Here is a 22,047-nt window from a genome sequence, read left to right on the forward strand (position 1 = left end):
GTGCCGGACCGGCGCCACTCCGGCCGTGAGCGGGTGACCGTTCACGGCCGGCGTGGCGCCACCAGGCCCGACTCGTAGGCGAAGACGACCAGTTGGGCCCGGTCGCGGGCACCGAGTTTCGTCATGGCCCGGCTGATGTGGGTCTTGGCCGTGAACGGGCTGACGACCATGTGTTCGGCGATCTCCTCGTTGGTCAGACCCCTGGCGGCCAGGGCCGTCACCTCGCGTTCGCGGCGGGTCAGGCAGTCCAGGCCGGGTGCCGTCGCCCGGTCCGGCGGCCGGGAGACGAACTCGCCGATCAGGGTGCGGGTGACCGACGGGGAGAGCAGGGCCTCGCCCCGGGCGACCACCTCGATGCCCTGCAGCAGGCCGGCCGGTTCGGTGTCCTTCAGGAGGAAGCCGCTGGCGCCCGCCCGCAGCGCCTCGAAGACGTACTCGTCGAGGCCGTAGTTGGTGAGGATCACCACGCGTACGGCCGCCAGGGCGGGGTCCGCGGCGATCAGCCGCGTGGCCTCGATGCCCGTCATCACGGGCATCTGGACGTCGATCAGCGCGATGTCGGGGACGTGCGCGCGGACGAGGGCGAGGCCCCGCTCGCCGTCCGCCGCCTCACCCACCACCTCGATGCCGTCCTCAGCCTCCAGCAGGGCGCGGAACCCCGCACGCATCAGCGCCTGGTCGTCGACGAGCGCGACCCTGATCACGTCGACTCCCCATTCGGCAACGGCACTCGGCACGCAAGGCCGCCCCCGGCCCCCCGCCCTCCCCGACGGGCAGCCGCCCCCGAGCACCCGGCCTCCCCGACCGGCGGTCGCCTGCCTGCCCCGACGCCGGCCCCGCTCATCCCGCCTCCCCCAGCGGCAGCCGTGCCCGCACCGCGAAGCCGCCCTGCGCGCGCGGGCCGGCGTCCAGTGTGCCGCCGAGAGCGGTGACGCGTTCCCGCATGCCGGTGAGGCCCACGCCGGGTGCGGGAGGGCGGGCCGGGTCGGCGGCGCCGTCGTCCTCGACACGTATGGCGAGGTCGTCGCCGCCGTAGTCGAGGCGGACGCTCACCTTGGCCGGGCCCGCGTGCCGGGCCGCGTTGGTCAGGGCCTCCTGCACGATGCGGTAGACGGCGCGGTCGACGGTGGCCGCCAGCGGCCGTTCCTCGCCGGTCACGGTGAGTTCGGCGGTGAGACCCGCAGCACAGGCCCGCTCGACCAGCAGCGCGGGGGTGCCGGTGGGCTCGTCGTCGGAGCGCAGGATCTCCAGGGTGGCACGCAGTTCGCGCATGGCCTCGCCGCTCGCGTCCTGGATGGCGAGCAGCGCGGGCGGTATGTCCTCGCCGCGTTTCCTTGCCAGGTGGACGGCGACGCCGGCCTGGAGCTTGACGATCGAGATGCTGTGGGTGAGGGAGTCGTGCAACTCCCGTGCGATGCGCAGGCGTTCCTCACCGGCGCGGCGCAGGGCGGCCTCCTCCCTGGTCCGCTCGGCCTCCAGCGCGCGCCGCTCGGTCTGGCGGAGGTAGGCCTGCCAGTTGCGGTCGGCCTGTCCCGCGACCACGGCGCACAGGAACCAGCCGGCGAGCAGCGCGGTCCGCTCGACCACGCCGTGCGTCGTCGGGCCCGTCGCCAGCCACGCTCCCAGGAAGACCCCGCTCGCCGCGGCCGCCCAACCCCGGTGTCCCGCACTGGCCGTCGTGGCCACGGCGACGAAGACCGGCAGGGCGGAGAGCGGGCCGGGGTGCGCGTGCAGCACGTACCCGGCTCCGCACAGCGCGGCGACGACGGCCACCGTGCGCGGGACCAGGCGGTGGAACGCGAGGACGGCCGAGGACAGGACGACGAGGGCTTGGTCGACGGCCGTGGTGTCCCGGCCGAAGGCTGCCGTGGTCACGGCGAGAGCACCGACGACGACGGCGAGGGCCACGTCGGCGAGCCCCTTGCGTGTGGTGAAGTGCCCGCTCATGCAGGCACAGTAGAGGGCGGCGCCGACAGTGGCGTCACCCCTGTGGACGGCTCCCCGACTACTCCCCACGCAGTAGAGCGGGGCTCAGGCGGCCTCGCCGTCGTAGCGCCAAGTGCCTCCGCGGGGACGACGCCCGGGCCCGCCCCTGCCACGCATGCTGCTGTACATGTCCACACCGTTCAGGTACACACAGCCACCGTCGGCCAAGTCGGCCACCGGCCGGGTCGCCGAGGTCCACGCGCAGATCGCCGCCGACTTCGGCATCGACCGCCCCGCCACCTTCATGGTCCTGTCCTCGGCGCCCGAACTCCTCGTTCCCGCCTGGGCGCTGATGCGCGAGTCGCTGATCGCCGGCCCCGGCAGCCGCACCGGCAAGGAGTTGGCGGCGCTCGGGGTCTCGCTCTCCAACAACTGTCCGTTCTGCGTGGACGCGCACACCGTCCTGCTGCACGCCACCGGCGACCACGCGCTGGCCGAGCGGCTGGCCCGCGGCGACGATCCGGAGAGCGAGGAGCACACGCGCGTGCTCGACTGGGGGCTCGCCAGCCGTGTCCCGGGGGCCGCGCCGCGGCCGTACCCGTTCCCCGAGGAGCACGCGCCCGCCTACCTGGGGACCATGCTCACCTTCCACTTCATCAACCGCATCGCCTCGGCGCTGCTGTCCGAACAGCTCATGCCGGGCGGCGTCCAGCGTTTCCGGGCGGTGCGGAGCCTCGCGGGCCGCGCCCTGGGCCGTACCGTCCGCCGCGAGGCCGAGCCCGGGGCGTCCCTGCCGCTGCTCGACACGCTCGGCCCCGGACCGGACTGGGCCCTCGGCTCCCCCGTGGGCCCGGCCTACGCGGCGCTGCGCGCGGCCGCCCGCACCGGCGCCGAACTCCTCGAACCGGCCGAGCGCACCCTCGTCCACCACGCCCTGCACGAGTGGAACGGCGAGCACCCGTCGGCCGTCCTGCGCGGCTTCCCGACCCGGCGTGAGCGGCCCGGCGCGCGCCTGGCGCTGCTCGCCGCGCTCGCGCCGTACCGGATCACCGACGAGGACGTGGCCGCCTGGCACATGCCCTGGCACAACGACGAGCAGCTGGTCCGGCTCGTCGCGTACGGCGCCTTCGCGGCCGTGGACCGCATCGAGAACGCACTCGCCCTGCCGGCGGCGCAGCGGGCCACGCCATGACGACGACCATCCGCGAACCCTTTATTCGATTTCGGAGGCTTTGAAGGGGTTTTATGGGCATACGAGGGGATCGTCGCCGCTTGCTCGGGCGGCGTCCGGTTGGTCACGGCCCCTCGGCACCGGCCTCCGTGACCGCCCGAGCACGGAGCGAGTTGACACTTCCGTCTCACAGGGACTCATGTGAGACTGGCGCTCCGTCCGCAGTGCGGACCCCCTTCCGCACACCGTCCCCCACCGAGAAGTGTGCCCGTGCGTGAATTTCCCCTGCCGCTCGCTCTGACCGCGCGCCTGTCCCCCGTCGTCGTGCTCGCCGCGGTGGGCTGGGCACTGACGTCCAGCCCGGCGACGCCGGCCGACCAGCACAACGAGGCGCAGCAGAAGAGCACTTCGACGCCCTCCGCGCCGTCGACGGCGGCAGCGGCGACCAAGTCGTACAGCGCCTCCCCCGCGCCGTGCGGCAGCGTGGCCACGGCCACGCTCAAGTCGCTCGTCCCGGGCGCCAAGACGGCCGGGAAGGAGATCAGGTCGACGGACGAGAAGCTGCGCCGCACCTGCTCCTGGAACGCCCTCAAGGGCTACGACTACCGCTGGCTCGACGTCTCCTTCGAGGTACTGGACTCCGACGCGGCGGCCCAGAAGGAGTACAAGGAGAGGACCGCGGAGAAGAGCGGCGGAGGTGCCGTGCCGGGGCTCGGGGACGCGGGCTACTCGGTCGTGAACCTCAGCACCGAGGACAAGCAGCAGACCCGGGAGGGCGTGGTGATCGCCCAGGTGTCCAACGTCCTGGTGGTCACCACCTACAACGGCAGTGACTTCGAGACGAAGAAGGCACCCGGCACGGACGAGATCAACAAGGGTGCCATCAAGGCCGCGAAGGACGCCGTGACCGCGCTGAAGGGCGGCCGGTAGCGTTCACCGGCCGCCCTTCGGGGGGTTCAGGCCTCCAGGCGCTGTCTGCCGCGCAGCAGCATCAGGGCCAGGTAGACGGCCATCGAGGTGCCCAGGCCCACCGCCCAGCCGTAGTCGGCGAGCGGCTGCAGTGCCGGGACGGGCCGTCCGTCGATCAGCGGTTTGAAGCTCGCGCCGCCGATCGCCAGCACGCCGCCCGTCACGAAGGCGACGACGGCCCGCCAGTTCCAGCCGCCCTCGTACCAGTAACGGCCGCCCGAGCGGTACAGGTCGACCAGGTCCAGCTTTCCGCGGCGCAGGATCCAGTAGTCGGCGATGAGGATGCCGGCGACCGTGCCGAGCAGGCCGCCGACCAGGCCGAGCCAGGTGAAGATGTAGCCCTGCGGGTCGGAGTACAGCTTCCACGGGAAGATCAGCACGCCGATGATGCAGGTGGCGAGCGCCCCGGCCCGGAAACTGACCTTCCTGGGCGCGATGTTGGAGAAGTCGAAGGCCGGCGAGACCAGGTTGGCGGCGATGTTCACGGACAGGGTCGCCACCAGCACGGTCACCAGGGCGAACAGCAGGCCGAAGACGTTGTCGGTCTTGGCGGCGAGCTGTACCGGGTCCCACACCGCCTGGCCGTAGACCTTCTGCGAACCGGAGGTGACCAGCACCGACAGCAGCGCGAACAGCGTCATGGTGGTGGGCAGTCCGAGGGCCTGGCCCCAGGTCTGCGCCTTCTGGCTCCTGCCGTAGCGGGTGAAGTCCGGGATGTTCAGCGACAGGGTGGACCAGAAGCCGATCATGCCCATCAGGGAGGGCCAGAACAGCTTCCAGAAGTCGCCGCCCCAGCCGAGCTTGGAGGGCTGGTCGAGCAACGGGCCGAAGCCGCCCGCCTTGTTGCTCATCCAGACCAGCATCACCAGCGCGCCGACGATGACGAAGGGCGCCGCCCAGTTCTCGAAGCGGCGGATCGTCTCCATGCCGCGGTAGATGATGGCGACCTGGATCGCCCAGAAGATCGCGAACGACAGCCACATCGTCCAGGCGTGGCCACCGATCTTACCGGCGTCGGACCAGCCGTTGCCGATGAGCTTGCCGGCCAGGAAGTAGATCGCCTCGCCGCCGATCCAGGTCTGGATGCCGAACCAGCCGCACGCCACCAACGCCCGCACCACCGCGGGCAGGTTGGCGCCGCGGACGCCGAAGGAGGCACGCGCGAACACCGGGAACGGGATGCCGTACTTCGGCCCCGCGTGCCCGGTGAGCAGCATCGGGATCAGCACGATCACATTGGCCAGGGCGATGGTGAACACCGCCTGCTTCCAGTCCATGCCGACGGCGATCAGACCGGAGGCGAGGGTCCAGGAGGCCGTGTTGTGGGCCATGCCGACCCACAGGGCGGAGAAGTTGTACGTGGTCCAGGTGCGCTTCTCGATCGGAACAGGGAGCAGGTCCTCGTTCGCGTACGGGCCGCTGGGCAGCGGTGACCCCGGCGCGATCTCCACGCGTCCGTCGGCGAGGGTGACTTGAGCGGTCGGCGGTATGGCCGTGGGAGCGGTGTCGGTCATGGGCAGGCCAATCGATGAGGGGCGGTCCGGAAAGGCCGTGCGGGCCGGCGGGGCCGGGGAGGGGCGGGTGGGTCCCCGCGTCGTTCGGTGCGTGCTCTCGGTCTGCCGGACGAAGGTCCTCGTAGCGGAGCTACTTGGGCCTTCGTCCGGTGCGCCGGGAGTGCGTGCCGGGCGGCGTGGGGATGTGCCCGCCCCTCCCCGGCCCCGCCATCCCCTCCCCGGGGAGGTGGGGAGGGGAGTTCTGGAGTGGGGGGATGGGGGTGAGCGGTTCGGGGAGGGTCAGGCGTTGACGGCCGGGATGACCTGCCGGCCGTATGCGTCGATCACGGCTTCCTGGGCGTCGTGCATGTCGTAGACGGCGAACTGGTCGACACCCAGCTCGCGCAGGGCGTTCAGCTTCTCGATGTGCTTCTCGACGGGTCCGATCAGGCAGAACCGGTCGACGATCTCGTCGGGCACGAACTGGGTGTCGGGGTTGTCGGCGCGGCCGTGGTGGGAGTAGTCGTACCCCTCGCGGGCCTTGATGTAGTCCGTGAGTTCGTCGGGTACGGCGGCGGAGTGCTCGCCGTACTTCGAGACCAGGTCGGCGACGTGGTTGCCGACCATGCCGCCGAACCAGCGGCACTGCTCCCGGGCGTGGGCGAGGGCCTCGGGCGAGTCGTCCTCGGTGACGTAGGCGGGCGCGGCGACGCAGATCTTGACGTCGGCGGGGTCGCGGCCCGCGGCCACGGCCGCGTCCTTCACGGCCTTGACCATGTACTCGGTCAGGTAGAGGTCCGCCAGCTGCAGGATGAACCCGTCGGCCTCCTCGCCGGTCATCTTCAGGGCCTTGGGCCCGTACGCGGCCATCCACACCGGCAGTTCGGCGCCGGGCTTGATCCACGGGAACCTGACGACCGCGCCGCCGAGGTCGGCCTCCTCGCCCCGGCCGAGGGCCCGGATGACCTTCATGGCCTCGCTGATGCGGGCCAGTGTGTTGGGCTTGCGGCCGGCGACGCGCATCGCGGAGTCGCCGCGGCCGATGCCGCAGACGGTGCGGTTGCCGAACATGTCGTTGAGCGTGGCGAAGGTGGAGGCGGTGACCTCCCAGGTGCGGGTGCCGGGGTTCGTCACCATCGTGCCCACGGTCAGCTTCTGCGTGTTCGCCAGGATCTGACTGTAGATCACGAACGGTTCCTGCCACAGCACGGCCGAGTCGAAGGTCCAGCCGTAGGTGAAGCCGTTGCGCTCGGCGCGCTTCATCAGGCTGACGACCCTCGAGGCCGGCGGGTCGGTCTGCAGGACGAGTCCGAAGTCCATGTGCGCCACTCCTAGTTGAGGTACTGACAGGTGGAGCGCGGGGTGTAGACGCCGTGTCCGGCGCGTCCGGTGTACTCCCGCTCGGTGATGACGGGTTCGCCGCGCGAGAGGACCGTCTCGACCCGGCCGGTGGTGCGCTTCCCTTCGTACGCCGAGTAGTCGACGTTCATGTGGTGGGTCTCGGCGGACATGACCTGCTCGGCGTTCGGGTCGTAGATGACGATGTCCGCGTCGGCGCCGGGGGCGATGGTGCCCTTCGTCGGGTACATGCCGAACATCCGGGCCGGGGTGGCGCAGGCGATCTCGATCCAGCGGCGGCGGCTGATGTGTCCGTCGACGACGGCCTGGTGGAGCAGGTCCATGCGGTTCTCGACGCCGGGGAGGCCGTTCGGGATCTTCGAGAAGTCGCCGCGCCCCAGTTCCTTCTGGCCCACGAAGCAGAACGGGCAGTGGTCGGTGGAGACGACCTGGAGGTCGTTCGTCCTGAGCCCCTGCCACAGTTTGGCCTGGTGCTCCTTGGGGCGAAGCGGCGTGCTGCACACGTACTTCGAGCCCTCGAAGTCCGGCTCGGCGAGGTTGTCGGTCGACAGGAACAGGTACTGGGGGCAGGTCTCGCCGAACACCGGGAGCCCCTCGTCGCGCGCCCGCGCCAGCTCGGCCACCGCCTCCATCGCCGAGACGTGCACGACGTACAGCGGCGCCCCCGCGACCTGGGCGAGCCTGATGGCGCGGTGGGTGGCCTCCGCCTCCAGCAGGGCTTTGCGCACCTCGCCGTGGTAGCGCGGGTCGGTCTCCCCGCGGGCCAGCGCCTGCTCCACCAGCACGTCGATCGCGATGCCGTTCTCGGCGTGCATCATGATCAGTCCGCCGTTCTCGGCGGAGCGCTGCATGGCGCGCAGGATCTGGCCGTCGTCGCTGTAGAAGACGCCGGGGTAGGCCATGAACTGCTTGAAGGAGGTGACGCCCTCCTCGACGAGCAGGTCCATCTCCTTGAGCGTCTCCTGGTTGACGTCGGAGACGATCATGTGGAAGCCGTAGTCGATCGCGCAGTTGCCCTCGGCCTTGGCGTGCCAGGCGTCCAGGCCCTCGCGCAGGGAGCGCCCGACGCTCTGCACGGCGAAGTCGACGATCGTGGTGGTGCCGCCCCAGGCGGCGGCCCGGGTGCCGGTCTCGAAGGTGTCGGAGGCGAAGGTGCCGCCGAACGGCAGTTCCATGTGGGTGTGGGCGTCGACGCCGCCCGGGATGACGTACTTCCCGGTGGCGTCTATCGTCCGCTCGGCGGCGAAGGCCTCGGCGGCAGGAGTGCCGGAGGCGGCGAGGGCGGCGACACGGCCGTCCTCGATCAGGACGTCGGCGTGGATCTCGTCGGACGCGGTGATGACGAGGCCACCACGGATGACGGTGCGGCTGCTCATTCTCCCTCTCCTGCCGTGCTCGACACTGGTGTGATTACGGGGCGGTGATCGGGGCGTACGCGTCGGGCCGGCGGTCCCGGAAGAACTGCCAGCGGTCGCGGACCTCGCGCAGCTTGGCCAGGTCCAGGTCGCGGACGACGAGTTCGGTCTCCTTGTCGGAGGCGACCTCGCCGACGAACTGGGCCTCCGGGTCCACGAAGTAGGAGGTCCCGTAGAAGTCGTTGTCGCCCAGGTCCTCCACGCCGACCCGGTTGATCGCGCCGACGAAGTACTCGTTGGCGACGGCCGCCGCCGGCTGCTCCAACTGCCAGAGGTAGCGGGACAGTCCGCGCGAGGTGGCCGAGGGGTTGAAGACGATCTCGGCCCCCTCCAGGCCCAACGCCCGCCAGCCCTCCGGGAAGTGGCGGTCGTAGCAGATGTAGACGCCGATCCTGCCGACGGCCGTCTCGAAGACCGGCCAGCCCACGTTGCCGGGCCGGAAGTAGAACTTCTCCCAGAAGCCCGGAACCTGGGGGATGTGGTGCTTGCGGTACTTGCCGAGGTAGGAGCCGTCCGCGTCGATCACGGCGGCCGTGTTGTAGAGGACGCCGGGCTGCTCCTCCTCGTACATCGGCAGGATCAGGACGAGGCCCAGCTCCCTGGCGAGCGCCTGAAAGCGCTTGACGATCGGGCCGTCGGGGACCTGCTCGGCGTACTCGTAGAACGCCTTGTCCTGGACCTGGCAGAAGTAGGGTCCGTAGAACAGCTCCTGGAAGCACAGGACCTGGGCGCCCTGCGCGGCCGCGTCCCGGGCCGCCTGCTCGTGCACCTGGATCATCGACTCCTTGTCGCCCGTCCACGCGGTCTGGAAGAGGGCGGCGCGAATCACTCTGCTCATCGGGACCTCCGGTCGCTCGGTGTGCGAGAAGAGTAGGAAGTCCGGAAACCGGCTTTGAGTTGCACGGTGTCACGTCTGCAGGCGTGCCGCGTGCCACGGTGTCACCCTGTCGTGGACCCATGTTTCACCGCCGTTTTCCCAGGTCGTCGCATGTTTCACCCCTGTTGCGCGTCATGCGCGAGGAGCGCGATGTGCACCGAGGCCGCCTGCTCGAAGTCGTCGAGGTCGACTCCCAGCCGGCCCTGTATGGCCTCCAGCCGGCGGTAGAGCGCGGGCCGGGAGACGTGGTGGAGCTGGGCGGTGCGGGACTTGTTGCGGCCGGTGGCGAGGTAGGTGCGCAGCACCGACAGCAGGTCGTCGTCGGCCGGGCACAGCAGCCCGTCCAGCTCCCGCTCCGCGAACGACTGCACATGGGGGTCGTCCCGCAGCAGCCGGATCAGGCCGCGCAGGTGCACGTCCCTCAGGCGTACGACGGCCGGGAGGTCGAGAACGGCCGAGGAGTCCGCCACGGCGTCGGCGACGTGCTGCGCCTCGCGCAGTCCGGCGGGCACGTCGTCCCAGGCGGTGCGCGGGTCGGCGGCGGCCACGGCCGTCCGGGCGGCCTCCGAGCGCAGCCGGGTCGCGAAGTTGGCCACGAGCACGGTGGCGTCCTGGTCCCGCGCCAGGCTCAGCAGCACGGCGGTGGCCCCGTCGGCCAGCTCGGCGACGATACCGGGCAGCCCCAACAGCCGTAGCACCCGCTCCAGTTGGGCGGGGTCGCCGTCCCGTACGACCAGCGGTACGAAGGTGCGCCGGTTGACGGGAAGTCCGGCGGCCCGCGCGCGGGGCAGCAGTTGGCGGGCCGGTACGACACCGCTGACGAGGTCGGTCAGCAGGCTCTGCGCCGACTGCTCCTCCCAGGTGTGGGCGGAGTTGCCGCCGAGCATGCGGTGCAGGACGAGGGCTTCGGCGGCACGGTCGGCGAGCAGCCGTCCGGTGGCGGTGTCGCCCCGGTGCCCGCACAGCACGATCTGCCCCCAGCGCTCCCCGCGACCGCCCAGCTCGGCGCGGATCCAGCCGTCGCCCTCGCTGCCGCCGGCCTGCCGGGCGATGCGCTCCCAGTCGCGCAGCACGTCGTCCACGGCCGGCCGTTCCCCGGCGGTGGCGAGGACGCGGTGGGCGAGGTTGGTGACGACGACCGGGCAGGCGCTGTGCTGGGCGACCTCGTCGAGGAGGCGTTGCAGCGGGGCACCGGCGGTGATGAGGCCGGTCAGGGCGGTCCGTACGGACTCCGACAGACTGACGGCGGCGAACTTCCGCCGCACCAGCCGGGCCTGGACCTCCTCCGTCAACTCGGCGAAGGGGAAGGGTCGGTGCAGGACGACCATCGGCAGCCCGCACCGCTCGGCGGCCCGGCGCATCACGTCCGGGGGCGAAGGGAAGGCGCGCCCCAGGCCGAGGACCACGGCGGCCGCCTCCGCGCGGTGCAGGGACCGGATGTACTCGGCCTGCTTCTCCTCGTCGCCGGCGAGGAGCACGCCGGTAGTGAGCACCATCTCGCCGCCGCTGAGCATCACGCCCACGTCGGGTGCCTCGGCGACGTGCACCCAGCGCACCGGCCGGTCGAGCTGGCCCGCGCCGGCCACCACCTCGGGCTCCCCGGCGAGCACCCGCTCCAGGGTCAGCACCTGGCGCACCGACAGGGCGGGTTCGAGGGTCCCGAAGGTGGTGGTCATGGCGGTCTTCCCCTTTGTCTGTGGCTCGGTTCACCTCCGGGGCACCGGAGCCCGTGTCGAGAACCCGACCGTGCTCAGCCCTTCGGGCCTCCGCGCGCTCGATCTCTCGGCACAGGCGCGCCCCTTCGGCTCACTCGCCCTGCACTTCTGCCTGCTCTTATGTGAGGCTCCTCAGAGCGGATTCGAGGATCGCGGCGCCTTCCTCGGCCTCCGCGACGGTCAGGGACAGCGGCGGGGCGATGCGCAGGGCGCTGGTGTTGTGGCCGCCGCCCTTGCCGATCAGCAGCCCGCCCGCGCGGGTCGCCTCCAGCACGGCGGCCGCCGCGTCCGGATCGGCCTGGTCGGTGCCGGGCCTGACCAGTTCGACGCCGAGCATCAGTCCGCGCCCGCGCACCTCTCGTACGTGCGGGACCTGCGCGGCGACGGCCCGCAGCCGCTCGGCGAGCAGTCCGCCGACGCGCCGGGCGTTGCCCTGCAGGTCGTGCTCCAGCAGGTAGTTGAGGTTGGCCAGGCCCGCGGCCATGGTGATCTGGGTGCCGCCGAACGTCGAGATGCTGTTGGCGTCCAGGCAGTTCATGATCTCGGCGCGGGCGACGACTCCGCCGATGGAGCTGCCGTTGCCGATGCCCTTGGCGAAGGTGAGGATGTCCGGCGGCCCGTTCTGTCCGTGCGCCTGCCAGCCCCAGAAGTGGTCGCCGGTGCGGCCCCAGCCGGTCTGCACCTCGTCGGCGATCCACAGGATGCCGCGCTCGGCGAGGACTTCACGGAAGGCCGCGTAGAGACCGTCCGGGCCCGATGTGAAGCCGCCGACGCCCTGGATCGGCTCGGCGATCAGGGCCGCGGGCGGGCGGGTGTGGCCGAGCAGGTCCTTGAGGTCGTCGACGCAGGCCGCGATGAAGTCGGCATCGCTCAGGGAGGCGTACGGGCCGCGGGTGCGGACGCCGCCGTGGACGTAGAGCGTCTGCAGCGGGGACAGCGAGGTCGGCGACCAGCCGCGGTTGCCGGTGATGCCGACCGCACTGAAGGAGCGGCCGTGGTAGCTGTTGCGCATCGCCAGGATCGTGTTGCTGCGCCGGTGGGTCGTGGCGAGCAGCAGCGCGGTGTCGTTGGCCTCGGTGCCGGAGGTGGTGAAGAAGACGCGGGCGTCCGGGATGCCGCTCAACTGGGCGATGCGCTCGGCGAGTTCCACCATCTGGCGGTTGAGGTAGAGAGTCGACGAGTGGAGGATGCGGCCCGCCTGCTCGCTCACCGCCTTCGTCACCTCGGGCAGCGCGTGCGCGGTCATCGTGGTGAGGATGCCGCCGAAGAAGTCGAGGTACTTGTTGCCGTCCGAGTCCCAGACGTGGCGGCCCTCGCCGTGGGTGATCTCGATCGGGTCCTCGTAGTAGAGGGCGAGCCAGTCCGGCAGGACGGATCGATGGCGTGCGTAGAGGTCGCTCACGGCTGCACCAGCCCCTCGTAGGCGTCGGGTCGTCGATCACGGTAGAACGCCCACTGCCGGCGCACTTCCTCGATCAGGTCGAAGTCCAGGTCGCGGACGACGAGTTCCTCCTTGGTGTCGCTGGCGACGTCGCCCACGAACTGGCCGCGCGGGTCGACGAAGTAGCTCGTCCCGTAGAAGTCGTTGTCGCCGTACTCCTCCTGGCCGACGCGGTTGATGGCGGCGATGAAGTACTCGTTGGCGACGGCCGCGGCGGGCTGCTCGAGCCGCCAGAGGTAGGAGGACAGGCCGCGGTGGGTGGCCGAAGGGTTGTACACCAACTGGGCGCCGTTGAGGCCGAGTTGCCGCCAGCCCTCGGGGAAGTGGCGGTCGTAGCAGATGTAGACGCCGACCTTGCCGACCGCCGTGTCGAAGACCGGCCAGCCGATGTTGCCCGGCTTGAAGTAGTACTTCTCCCAGAAGCCCTTGACCTGCGGGATGTGGTGCTTGCGGTACTTGCCGAGGAAGGTGCCGTCGGCGTCGATCACGGCGGCGGTGTTGTAGTAGAAGCCGGCCTGCTCGACCTCGAAGACCGGGACGACGACGACCATGCCCGTCTCCCGGGCGAGCTCCCGCATACGGCGGACGGTCGGCCCGTCGGGCACGGGCTCGGCCCAGCGGTAGTGCTCGGGTTCCTGGACCTGGCAGAAGTAGGGGGCGTTGAACACTTCCTGGAAGCCGATGACCTTCGCGCCCTGTCGGGCCGCCTCGCGGGCGTGCTCCTCGTGTTTCGCCACCATGGACTCGGTGTCGCCGGTCCAGGTGGCCTGGACCAGAGCGGCACGTACGACGTTGGCCATGAGCTGCTCCTTCGGCGGGGACGTCAGAGCCTCTACGCCCGTAGACACGGCCGTAGAGGGATGAACGTAAGCCTCCGGGAGGGCCTTGCCAAGACCATCGCCGTCAACCCGCTGAGTCGATCATGTTTCGCACTCCTGTGGGTGATCGGATGGGCCGGTGGGAGGGGGGTGTCGAGCGTTTCGCGAGAGGTTGTCAGGCGGTGAAACCGGCCACCCGGAGGGCGTGCACCAGATCCCAGTGTCGCTCGTCCGACACGCCGTGCGCGGCCTCCAGCAGAAGGGGCACGAGGGTACCCGGATCGGGTTCCGCGCTGCGGGCCGCCTCCTCCGGGGTGCGGACGCGGACGTAGGCGTCGAGCAGCGCGACCACCTCGCGCCGCCGCCCCTCGGCCGCCAGCCCCAGCACGGCCTGCCCGATCTCCGCGGCGGGCCGGACGACACCCTGCCGCAGGATCTGCTCACCGTCGGCCGCGCGCCCGGCCGCGACCAGGGCGTCCGCCGCGGCGACCAGCCGGTCGGCGGGCAGCGAGGCGGCCTCCCACAGCAGCGTCGTCCAGTCGAAGCCGAGCCCCGCGTCGTGCAGCTCCGCGGCGAGCAGCGGGAACCGGGCGGCGGGCCAGTGGGCGGCCTCGACGAGCAGTGCGTGCGCGTCACCGCTGCGCCCCTCGGCACGCAGCCGCACGAGCCTGCCGACCGCCTCGGCGACCTCCCGCGGCCCTGCCGCGTCCAGCGGCTCCACCTCGGGCTCCGGCCGCCGCTCGGGGGCCTCGGCGGCCCCGGCGAACCGGGCTCCGCGCGGGGTGCGGCCCCCGGTGACGGCGGGGTCAAGAACGGCGGACGTTGCACTCGGCGGCGCGACGACGGGAGCGACCTCCTCGACCATCCCGGCGAACCGAGCACTACCGCGGCGGCGTTTGCGCTGCTTGGGGGTGGGGGGTGCCGGAGTGGGCGATGCGGGGGTGGGAGCGTCGGGGGCAGCGGCACCGGAGCCGGGGATGTCGGCGGCCGGGGCCTCGAAGCCGGGGCTTCTGCGGGCAGCGGCGTCGAAGCCCGGGGCTTCAGAGCCGCGGGCATCGGAACCGCGGGCATCGGAACCGCGGGCACCGGAACCGCGGACTTCGAAGGCGCCGGCATCGAAGACGCCTGCATCGGAGCCGCGGGCTTCAGGTGCTCGGGCATCCAAGCCTCGGGCATCCAAGCCTCGGGCTTCGAACGCTCGGGCGCCGGAGCCGCGGGCCTCGAAGGCGCGGGCATCGGAACCGCGCGCCTCAGAGCCGCGGGCGCCGGAACCGCGGGCCTCGAAGGCGCCCGCCTCAAAGCCGCGGGCACCGGAACCGCGGACTTCGAAGGCGCCGGCATCGGAACCGCGGGCCTCGAAGGGGCTGGCATTGGAGCCGCCGGTCTCGAAGGGGCGGGGCTCGAAGACGGAAGCTTCGGGGGTGAAGGGGGTGCCTCGGGCCGCCCAGGTGTCGTCGGGCGGTGCGGGCTCCCCCGGTGAGGTGCCGTCGACGCGGTACGCGGGGCTCTCCGGCAGGCGGCCGCGGCGCGGCGCCGACTCCCGTTCGCTCACCGCGCGCCGGTCCGCCTCGGCCGTCCGGGCGCGGAGTTCGGCGCAGCGGGCGGTGGCGCGGTCGTGGTCGTCGCGGGCCCAGGCGAGGTCGAGACGGAGGGCGTCGGCCTCCTGGCGGGTGGTGGCGGCGGCGAGGAGACGGCCCAGCTCCGCCTGCCGTTCGGCGGCGTAGCGCTGTTCGCGGAGCATGACGTCGAGCCGGTCGCCCAGGGCGTCCCGGCCGCCGGGCCGGGCGTCGTACGCGGTGAGCGCGGCGGTGTGCAGCGCGCGGGCCCGCTGCAGTTCCGGGGCCGCGGTGCCGGGGCCGAACGACGCGGCAAGATCGTGCAGCAGCGCCTCCATGACGTCCCACGGCGGCACCTCGCGCCCGTCGAGACAGGCCCGCATCCCGTCGGGATCGCGCTGCCAGAACACCGCGCACCAGCCGCCACGCTGGTCCAGGCGCGCCAGCAGGCCATTCAGGTAGTTCGCGAACTCCCGCACCTGTCCCGGGAGTTGATCCACAGCCATCGCTCAACTCCCGCCAGACCGGAGCACTCCGGTTCCGTAGGCAACACCAGTTGTGTTACGGCGGTGCTACGAGCAGTTTGCAACGAGCGCGCGGAGAGCTCATTACGGGATCTTGACCGATGAGCGTCACGCGGGCAGCAGAGCGCACTGTTCCACGAGGTCGTCCATCGACAGACCGAGCGTCCGGACGAGCGCGGCGACGGTGAAGAACGCCGGCGTCGGCGCCCGGCCCGTCTCGATCTTGCGCAGGGTCTCCGCGGAGATCCCCGCCGCCGCGGCGACGTCCGTCATGCTCCGCCCGCCGCGGGCCTCGCGGAGCAACCGCCCAAGACGCTCGCCGCGTTCGCGCTCTTCGGGGGTGAGAGGGGTGCGCACCATGCCGTCATTCTAATCCCGCATTTCAATCCGGTCGAATAAGCCGGTATAGTAATTGGCATGGTGGAGCTGAAAACAGACACATCGATCGACGCCATGTACGCGGCGGGCCAGGTGCTCGGCCGGACCCTGACGGCCGTACGGCAGGCCGCGGACGTGGGCGTTACCCTGCTGGAGCTGGACGAGGTGGCCCGCGGGGTGCTGCGGGAGGCCGGTGCCTCCTCCCCCTTCCTCGGCTACCGCCCCTCCTTCGCCCCGGTCCCCTTCCCGGCCGTCATCTGCGCCTCGGTGAACGACGCGATCGTGCACGGCATCCCGACCGGCTACCGGCTGCGCGACGGCGACCTCGTGTCCATCGACTGCGGGGCCGAACTGGACGGATGGGCGAGCGACTCGGCGATCAGTTTCGTCGTGGGCGAGCCGCGCCCGGCCGACGTACGACTGATCGAGACGGCGGAGCGGGCGCTGGCGGCCGGCATCGAGGCGGCGGTGGTCGGCAACCGCACCGGCGACATCGCGCACGCGATCGGCACGGTGTGCCGGGACGCCGGATACGGCATCCCGCAGGGTTTCGGCGGCCACGGCATCGGCCGCCGGATGCACGAGGACCCCTCGGTGCCCAACGAGGGCCGCCCGGGCCGCGGTTTCCCGCTGCGCCACGGCATGGCCCTCGCGATCGAGCCGATGCTGATCGCGAGCGGCCGGGACGGCTACCACGAGGCCCCGGACGGCTGGACCCTGCGCACGAACGACGGCTCCCGCGCGGCCCACGTGGAACACACGGTGGCGATCACCGACGCCGGGCCGCGGATTCTCAGCGAGCGGTGAGGCCCGCGCCCGCGAGTGCGCGGTGAACCGCGCACCTTGGGCAAGGACCACCCAAGGACGACCACCCAAGGAGCACCGAAGGACCGCCGAACGACCACCGGGGGACCACCGAGCGGCCCCCCTCGGCCCCCACCGGCCCGCTGGACGTGCCCGAGGGGGGACCACCGAGCGCCCCCCCTCGGCCCCCCATCGGCCCGCTGGACGTGCCCCCGTCCGGGGGCCGTGCCAAGGTGGTGTAACCGGGCCCTGCAGGGGCACCCGCGTGGACCGGCACGTCGATCAGCGAGCGCGTCCCGCCAGGCGCCGGGACGCCGGAACGGAACGAACGCTCATGACCAGCGGTTTCCCCGGTCCCGGCGACTTCGGATCGGACCCCTTCCAGGAATTCTTCGCCCGCTTCTTCGGCGGGCCCCGACAGGGCCCCCGGCAGATCGACATAGGCCGCCTGCTCAGTCAGCCGGCCCGGGAGCTGGTCCGCGGCGCCGCCCAGTACGCGGCCGAGCACGGCAGCCGGGACCTGGACACCCAGCATCTGCTGCGGGCCGCGCTGACCGCCGAGCCGACCCGGAGTCTGCTCAGCCGGGCCGGCGCGGACCCCGACTCGCTGGCGTCGGAGATCGACGAACGCTCCGGCCCCGTCCAGCACACCCCCGAGGAGGCGCCCGCGCCCACCTCGCTGTCCCTGACCCCGGCCGTCAAGCGCGCCCTGCTGGACGCGCACGACCTGGCGCGGGCGAGCGGCGCCGGTTACATCGGCCCCGAGCACGTCCTCAGCGCGCTCGCGGCCAACCCCGACTCGGCCGCCGGGCACATCCTCAACTCGGCCCGCTTCGCCCCGTCCGGGCTGCCGCCCGAGCAGCCGGACACGGCCCAGCCCCGCCCCGAACGGCCGCGCTCGACGGGCACGCCCACCCTCGACAAGTACGGCCGCGACCTGACCGACCTGGCCCGGCAGGGCCGTATCGACCCGGTGATCGGCCGGGACGACGAGATCGAGCAGACCATCGAGGTGCTCTCCCGGCGCGGCAAGAACAACCCGGTGCTCATCGGGGACGCGGGCGTCGGCAAGACCGCCATCGTGGAGGGGCTCGCCCAGCGGATCGCGGACGGGGACGTCCCGGACGTGCTGATCGGCCGTCGGGTGGTCGCCCTGGACCTGACCGGTGTCGTCGCGGGCACCCGGTACCGGGGCGACTTCGAGGAACGGCTCAACAACATCGTCGGCGAGATCCGCGCCCATTCCGACCAACTGATCATTTTCATCGACGAGTTGCACACCGTCGTCGGCGCGGGCGGTGGTGGCGAGGGCGGTTCGATGGACGCGGGCAACATCCTCAAGCCGGCGCTGGCCCGGGGTGAGCTGCACATCGTCGGGGCGACGACGCTGGAGGAGTTCCGCCGCATCGAGAAGGACGCGGCCCTGGCCCGCCGCTTCCAGCCCATCCTGGTGCCCGAGCCCTCCGTCCCGGACGCGCTCGAGATCCTGCGCGGTCTGCGCGACCGCTACGAGGCCCACCACCAGGTCCGCTACACCGACGAGGCCCTGGTCGCCGCCGTCGAGCTGTCCGACCGCTACCTCTCCGACCGCCGCCTGCCCGACAAGGCCATCGACCTGATCGACCAGGCGGGCGCCAGGGTACGGCTGCGCGCCCGCACGAAGGGCACGGACGTACGGACCCTGGAGCGCGAGATCGAGCAGCTGACCTGCGACAAGGACCAGGCGGTCGCCGACGAGCAGTACGAGCGGGCGACCCAGCTGCGGGACCGTATCGCGGAGCTGAAGCAGCGGATCACCGACACCTCGGGCAGTGACGAGGCCGACGAGGGCCAGCTGGAGGTGACCGCCGAGGCGATCGCGGAGGTGGTGTCCCGGCAGACGGGCATCCCGGTCGCCAGCCTCACCCAGGAGGAGAAGGAGAAGCTGCTCGGCCTGGAGGGGCACCTGCACGAGCGGGTCGTCGGCCAGGACGAGGCGGTCGCCGTGGTCGCCGAGGCGGTCATGCGCTCCCGCGCCGGGCTTGCCAGCCCCGACCGTCCGATCGGCAGCTTCCTCTTCCTCGGGCCGACCGGCGTGGGCAAGACGGAACTGGCCCGCGCGCTCGCCGAGGCCCTGTTCGGCAGCGAGGAGCGCATGGTCCGCCTCGACATGAGCGAGTACCAGGAGCGCCACACCGTCAGCCGTCTGGTCGGCGCCCCGCCCGGTTACGTCGGCCACGAGGAGGCCGGCCAGCTCACCGAGGTGGTCCGCCGGCACCCGTACTCGCTGCTGCTCCTGGACGAGGTGGAGAAGGCGCACCCGGACGTCTTCAACATCCTGCTGCAGGTGCTCGACGACGGCCGCCTGACCGACTCCCAGGGCCGCACGGTCGACTTCACCAACACGGTCATCGTGATGACCAGCAACCTCGGCTCCGAGGCCATCACCCGGCGTGGCGCGGGCATCGGCTTCGGGGCGGGCGGCGCTGACGCCGACGAGGAGGCCCGGCGCGAGCAGATCCTGCGTCCGCTGCGCGAGCACTTCCGCCCCGAGTTCCTCAACCGGATCGACGAGATCGTCGTCTTCCGCCAGCTGACGGGCGATCAGCTCCGGCGCATCACCGATCTGTTGCTGGAGCGGACCCGCCGCCTGATGCAGGCGCAGGACATCACGGTCGACATCACGGACGCGGCGGTGGACTGGCTTGCGGAGCGCGGCTACCAGCCGGAGTACGGCGCCCGCCCGCTGCGCCGCACGATCCAGCGCGAGGTGGACAACCGGCTCTCCCGGCTCCTGCTCGACGGCACGGTCAAGAAGGGCGGCCGGGTGACGGTGGACGTGGCCGACGGCGGCCTGGAGTTCCGCCCCGGGCAGGCGGCCTGAGAGCGCGGGGACTGCGCGAGCGGCCCCCGCGCCTCGTAGTCGTGATCTACCGGGCCGGGTCCACCACCTGGGCCGACCCTCCGCCGCGTCGTACGGTCTCGGCGGCGGCCAGCCACTTGCCGCCCGGCAGCCGCTGGACACCGGTGGCGGCCCCGATCTCGGGGTTCAGCGAGAACGTGTGGCCGATGGCCTCCAGCCGGGTCCTCAGGTCGCTGTTGTAGAGGCCGGGTTCGAGCTCGGTCTTGGCGGCGTTGCGCTGGCTTGCCCGCGGCGCGGCGATCGCGTCGACCAACGGCAGACGGCGGTCGAGGAATTCGGTCAGCACCTGCAGCACCGTGGTGATGATGGTCGCCCCGCCCGGCGAACCCACGGCCACCACGGGCCTGTTGTGCCGGTCCAGGACGATCGTCGGTGAGATGGACGAGCGCGGACGCTTCCCGGGGCCGGGCAGGTTCGGGTCGTGCACGGCGGGATTGGCCGGGGCGAAGGAGAAGTCCGTCAGCTCGTTGTTGAGCAGAAAGCCGCGCCCGGGCACGGTGATGGCGCTGCCGCCGGTCTGCTCGATGGTCAGCGTGTAGGACACCACGTTGCCCCACTTGTCGGCCACCGTCAGATGGGTGGTGTTCTCGCCCTCGTACGTCGTCGGAGCCGCCGTGCCGCCGGAGCCGCACGCCGCGGGATGCCGGGGGTCGCCCGGTGCCACCGGACTGGTCAGCACCGCGTCGTCCTTGATGAGGCACGCCCGCGAGTCGGCGTACTTCTGCGACAGCAGTTCCTTCGTCGGTACGTCCTCGAAGGCGGGGTCGCCGACCCAGCGCCCACGGTCGGCGAACGCGATCCGGCTCGCCTCGATGTAGTGGTGCAGGTACTGCGCCTCACTGGCCTTCGAAAGGTCCGTGTTCTCCAGGATGTTGAGGGCTTCGCCGACCGTGGTGCCGCCCGAGGAGGAGGGGGCGATCGAGTACACCTTCAGGCCGCGGTACGCCGTCTCGGTGGGCGCCTGGAGCTTGGCGCCGTAGGCCGCGAGGTCCTTCTCGGTGAGCTTGCCCGGTCGCGCGTTCCATCCCGACGCCGGGTCCACCGGGGGCTTCTCGACCGTGTTCACGATCTCCCGCCCGAGGTCGCCGTGGTAGATCGACCCGGCGCCCTTTCTGCCCAACTCCCAGTATGTCTGCGCGAGTTCGGGATTCTTGAAGGTGGAGCCGACCACCGGCAGCGCGCCGCCCGGCAGGAACAGCTTCGCCGTGTCCGGGAAGTACCGGAAGCGGGTCTCGTTCGCGGCGGTCTGGGAGCGGAAGGTGTCGTCGACGACGAACCCGTCGCGGGCGATCCGCTCGGCGGGCCTGAGCACCGTGCCGAGTCCTCTGCTGCCCCACTTCTCCAGCACCGTCTGCCAGGTGGCGGGCGTGCCAGGTGTGCCGACGCTCAGGCCGCTGCTGACGGCGTCGGCGAAGGCGAGCGGCTTGCCGTTCTCGACGAACAGGTCGGAGTCGGCGGTCAGTGGCGCGGTCTCGCGGCCGTCGATCGTATGCACCGTACGGTGTTTGGCGTCGTAGTAGACGAAGTAGCCGCCGCCTCCGATGCCGGAGGAGTAGGGCTCGGTGACGCCGAGCGCGGCGGCCGTGGCGACGGCCGCGTCGACCGCGTTGCCGCCCTTCCTGAGGACCTCGATGCCGGCCGCGGAGGCGTCCGCGTCGACGCTCGCGACGGCTCCCCCGTAGCCGACGGCGACCGGGACCTTCGCGGGGGTTCCCCTCGTCGCGTCGGCGGGTGGCGCCGCCGCCCCCACCGACACCACGGCGGCCGAGATCGCCAGGACCGACAGTTTTCTCGCGACAGGGCGACGCATCCGTACCTCCAGTGAAGGGCCGTCCGGGCAGCCTATGTCATCCTCATGGCCACGTCAGGAAGGCGCGGGAGCATGCCTCGAACACGGGTTTGCGTGGGCCCGCTAGCATGCGCGCCCATGAATGACGACGTACGCAACATCGTCCTGGGAGTGATCGCGGCGGGCATCAGTGCCGCGCTCGGCTGGCTCGCCCGCACCTACCTGTGGAAGCGCAGACTCCGCCGCAAACAGGCGTTCTTCGGGCTGCCGGACAACTCCGAGACGCTGCTGGTGGTGAACCGGGACGCGGGCAGCCCGGATCTGGCGGTGCACCGCTACGACGTCTTCGCCCTGCTGGAGCTGTCCGCGCTCATCAAGGACTGCGGGGCGAACGCGCAGGTCGTCACTCAGGACGCGGCGCAGCAGGGCTTCGGCGAGCGGACCGAGTTCTGCGTGGGCGGGCCGGGGTCGAACCGGCGGATGCTCGCCCACATGTCGGCCATGCTGCCAGGGGTGCGCGTGAACATCGATCCCGAACCGGGCCCGGACCGGGGCGCGTTCCAGATCGGAACCGAGCGCTACCGGATGGAGCCCGGCATCACCGAGTTCGTCCTGCTGGCCCGGATCACCACGGGACAGTCCCGCCCGGTGTTCCTCTTCTGCGGCCAGCGCGCGATCACCAACCAGGCCGCGACGCGCTATCTCGCCCGCCATCACGAGCAGTTGGCGCGCAAGTACGGCAACAAGTCCTTCGTACTCCTGCTCAAGGTCGTCAACTCCCAGGCGTACGGCCCCGATGTCGTGGAACTGGTCGCCGACGTGACGCGGGCGGCGCAGACTCCCCCGCCGGCCCCGGCCGCGACGACGACGCCGGCTCCACGCAACTCCCACCGCTCGTCCTGAATTGATT

At 71.6% G+C, this 22,047-nt stretch carries 17 protein-coding genes; 5 read left to right on the top strand and 12 right to left on the bottom strand.

The window, feature by feature from the left end; genetic code table 11:
• Positions 1–41 precede the first annotated feature (41 nt).
• Entirely contained in the window at positions 42–704 is a 663-nt protein-coding gene (locus tag ACQF4J_RS11480) for a response regulator transcription factor (RefSeq protein ID WP_351567435.1), read from the bottom strand.
• Between the two features lie 136 nt (positions 705–840).
• Entirely contained in the window at positions 841–1,947 is a 1,107-nt protein-coding gene (locus tag ACQF4J_RS11485) for a sensor histidine kinase (RefSeq protein ID WP_351803191.1), read from the bottom strand.
• Positions 1,948–2,113: 166 nt separating this feature from the next.
• Between ACQF4J_RS11485 and ACQF4J_RS11490 the strand changes: the two genes are divergently transcribed.
• Together ACQF4J_RS11490 and ACQF4J_RS11495 are read left to right on the top strand one after the other, a co-directional pair.
• Positions 2,114–3,118, top strand: a complete 1,005-nt coding sequence (locus ACQF4J_RS11490; RefSeq protein WP_351567429.1) for a carboxymuconolactone decarboxylase family protein — start codon at positions 2,114–2,116, stop codon at positions 3,116–3,118.
• Between the two features lie 249 nt (positions 3,119–3,367).
• Entirely contained in the window at positions 3,368–4,027 is a 660-nt protein-coding gene (locus tag ACQF4J_RS11495; RefSeq protein ID WP_351567426.1) for a hypothetical protein, read from the top strand.
• Positions 4,028–4,053: 26 nt separating this feature from the next.
• Here ACQF4J_RS11495 and ACQF4J_RS11500 read toward each other — a convergent pair whose 3' ends face one another.
• The 9 genes from ACQF4J_RS11500 to ACQF4J_RS11540 form a co-directional block, all read right to left on the bottom strand.
• A complete protein-coding gene (locus tag ACQF4J_RS11500; RefSeq protein ID WP_351567423.1) occupies positions 4,054–5,580 on the bottom strand; it encodes an NCS1 family nucleobase:cation symporter-1 in 1,527 nt (508 codons plus the stop codon).
• A gap of 279 nt (positions 5,581–5,859) precedes the next feature.
• Positions 5,860–6,879: a TIGR03842 family LLM class F420-dependent oxidoreductase gene (locus ACQF4J_RS11505; protein WP_351567420.1), complete on the bottom strand. Its 1,020-nt coding sequence runs from the start codon at positions 6,877–6,879 to the stop codon at positions 5,860–5,862.
• An 11-nt stretch (positions 6,880–6,890) separates the two neighbouring features.
• Positions 6,891–8,294 (bottom strand): dihydropyrimidinase, encoded by a 1,404-nt coding sequence (gene hydA, locus ACQF4J_RS11510; protein ID WP_351803193.1) that lies wholly within the window; start codon positions 8,292–8,294, stop codon positions 6,891–6,893.
• 34 nt (positions 8,295–8,328) lie between these two features.
• Positions 8,329–9,171 carry a nitrilase-related carbon-nitrogen hydrolase gene (locus tag ACQF4J_RS11515; RefSeq protein WP_142143855.1) on the bottom strand — a complete coding sequence of 281 codons (843 nt, stop codon included), beginning with the start codon at positions 9,169–9,171 and terminating at the stop codon, positions 8,329–8,331.
• Positions 9,172–9,326: 155 nt separating this feature from the next.
• Positions 9,327–10,886 (bottom strand): PucR family transcriptional regulator, encoded by a 1,560-nt coding sequence (locus ACQF4J_RS11520; RefSeq protein ID WP_351567414.1) that lies wholly within the window; start codon positions 10,884–10,886, stop codon positions 9,327–9,329.
• 157 nt (positions 10,887–11,043) lie between these two features.
• Positions 11,044–12,327, bottom strand: a complete 1,284-nt coding sequence (locus ACQF4J_RS11525; RefSeq protein WP_351567411.1) for an aspartate aminotransferase family protein — start codon at positions 12,325–12,327, stop codon at positions 11,044–11,046.
• On the bottom strand, positions 12,324–13,166 hold the full coding sequence (locus ACQF4J_RS11530) for a nitrilase-related carbon-nitrogen hydrolase (protein ID WP_351567408.1): 843 nt from the start codon (positions 13,164–13,166) through the stop codon (positions 12,324–12,326). The genes ACQF4J_RS11525 and ACQF4J_RS11530 overlap by 4 nt, the downstream gene beginning before the upstream one ends.
• Before the next feature lie 193 nt (positions 13,167–13,359).
• Positions 13,360–15,246 carry a hypothetical protein gene (locus ACQF4J_RS11535; protein WP_427165568.1) on the bottom strand — a complete coding sequence of 629 codons (1,887 nt, stop codon included), beginning with the start codon at positions 15,244–15,246 and terminating at the stop codon, positions 13,360–13,362.
• A gap of 126 nt (positions 15,247–15,372) precedes the next feature.
• Positions 15,373–15,624, bottom strand: coding sequence for a helix-turn-helix domain-containing protein (locus ACQF4J_RS11540; protein WP_351567402.1), 252 nt, complete (start codon positions 15,622–15,624; stop codon positions 15,373–15,375).
• A gap of 57 nt (positions 15,625–15,681) precedes the next feature.
• On the opposite strand from ACQF4J_RS11540, the gene map reads away from it, so the two are divergent.
• Both map and ACQF4J_RS11550 read left to right on the top strand, forming a co-directional pair.
• Positions 15,682–16,449 (top strand): type I methionyl aminopeptidase, encoded by a 768-nt coding sequence (map, locus tag ACQF4J_RS11545; protein ID WP_427165569.1) that lies wholly within the window; start codon positions 15,682–15,684, stop codon positions 16,447–16,449.
• 331 nt (positions 16,450–16,780) lie between these two features.
• A complete protein-coding gene (locus ACQF4J_RS11550; RefSeq protein WP_351803197.1) occupies positions 16,781–19,309 on the top strand; it encodes an ATP-dependent Clp protease ATP-binding subunit in 2,529 nt (842 codons plus the stop codon).
• Between the two features lie 46 nt (positions 19,310–19,355).
• Here ACQF4J_RS11550 and ggt read toward each other — a convergent pair whose 3' ends face one another.
• Positions 19,356–21,158, bottom strand: coding sequence for a gamma-glutamyltransferase (gene ggt / locus ACQF4J_RS11555; protein ID WP_427165570.1), 1,803 nt, complete (start codon positions 21,156–21,158; stop codon positions 19,356–19,358).
• Between the two features lie 117 nt (positions 21,159–21,275).
• Between ggt and ACQF4J_RS11560 the strand changes: the two genes are divergently transcribed.
• On the top strand, positions 21,276–22,040 hold the full coding sequence (locus ACQF4J_RS11560; RefSeq protein WP_351567391.1) for a hypothetical protein: 765 nt from the start codon (positions 21,276–21,278) through the stop codon (positions 22,038–22,040).
• The last annotated feature ends 7 nt before the right edge of the window (positions 22,041–22,047 follow it).

Source organism: Streptomyces sp. C1-1, from assembly GCF_050214755.1.
Classification (GTDB): Bacteria; Actinomycetota; Actinomycetes; order Streptomycetales; family Streptomycetaceae; genus Streptomyces.

Coding starts and splice junctions, on each gene's coding strand:
- ACQF4J_RS11485 (WP_351803191.1), bottom strand. CDS start 1,947: ATGAGCGGGCACTTCACCACACGCAAGGGGCTCGCCGACGTGGCCCTC.
- ACQF4J_RS11490 (WP_351567429.1), top strand. CDS start 2,114: ATGTCCACACCGTTCAGGTACACACAGCCACCGTCGGCCAAGTCGGCC.
- ACQF4J_RS11500 (WP_351567423.1), bottom strand. CDS start 5,580: ATGACCGACACCGCTCCCACGGCCATACCGCCGACCGCTCAAGTCACC.
- ACQF4J_RS11505 (WP_351567420.1), bottom strand. CDS start 6,879: ATGGACTTCGGACTCGTCCTGCAGACCGACCCGCCGGCCTCGAGGGTC.
- hydA (WP_351803193.1), bottom strand. CDS start 8,294: ATGAGCAGCCGCACCGTCATCCGTGGTGGCCTCGTCATCACCGCGTCC.
- ACQF4J_RS11515 (WP_142143855.1), bottom strand. CDS start 9,171: ATGAGCAGAGTGATTCGCGCCGCCCTCTTCCAGACCGCGTGGACGGGC.
- ACQF4J_RS11520 (WP_351567414.1), bottom strand. CDS start 10,886: ATGACCACCACCTTCGGGACCCTCGAACCCGCCCTGTCGGTGCGCCAG.
- ACQF4J_RS11530 (WP_351567408.1), bottom strand. CDS start 13,166: ATGGCCAACGTCGTACGTGCCGCTCTGGTCCAGGCCACCTGGACCGGC.
- ACQF4J_RS11535 (WP_427165568.1), bottom strand. CDS start 15,246: ATGGCTGTGGATCAACTCCCGGGACAGGTGCGGGAGTTCGCGAACTAC.
- ACQF4J_RS11540 (WP_351567402.1), bottom strand. CDS start 15,624: ATGGTGCGCACCCCTCTCACCCCCGAAGAGCGCGAACGCGGCGAGCGT.
- map (WP_427165569.1), top strand. CDS start 15,682: ATGGTGGAGCTGAAAACAGACACATCGATCGACGCCATGTACGCGGCG.
- ACQF4J_RS11550 (WP_351803197.1), top strand. CDS start 16,781: ATGACCAGCGGTTTCCCCGGTCCCGGCGACTTCGGATCGGACCCCTTC.
- ggt (WP_427165570.1), bottom strand. CDS start 21,158: ATGCGTCGCCCTGTCGCGAGAAAACTGTCGGTCCTGGCGATCTCGGCC.
- ACQF4J_RS11560 (WP_351567391.1), top strand. CDS start 21,276: ATGAATGACGACGTACGCAACATCGTCCTGGGAGTGATCGCGGCGGGC.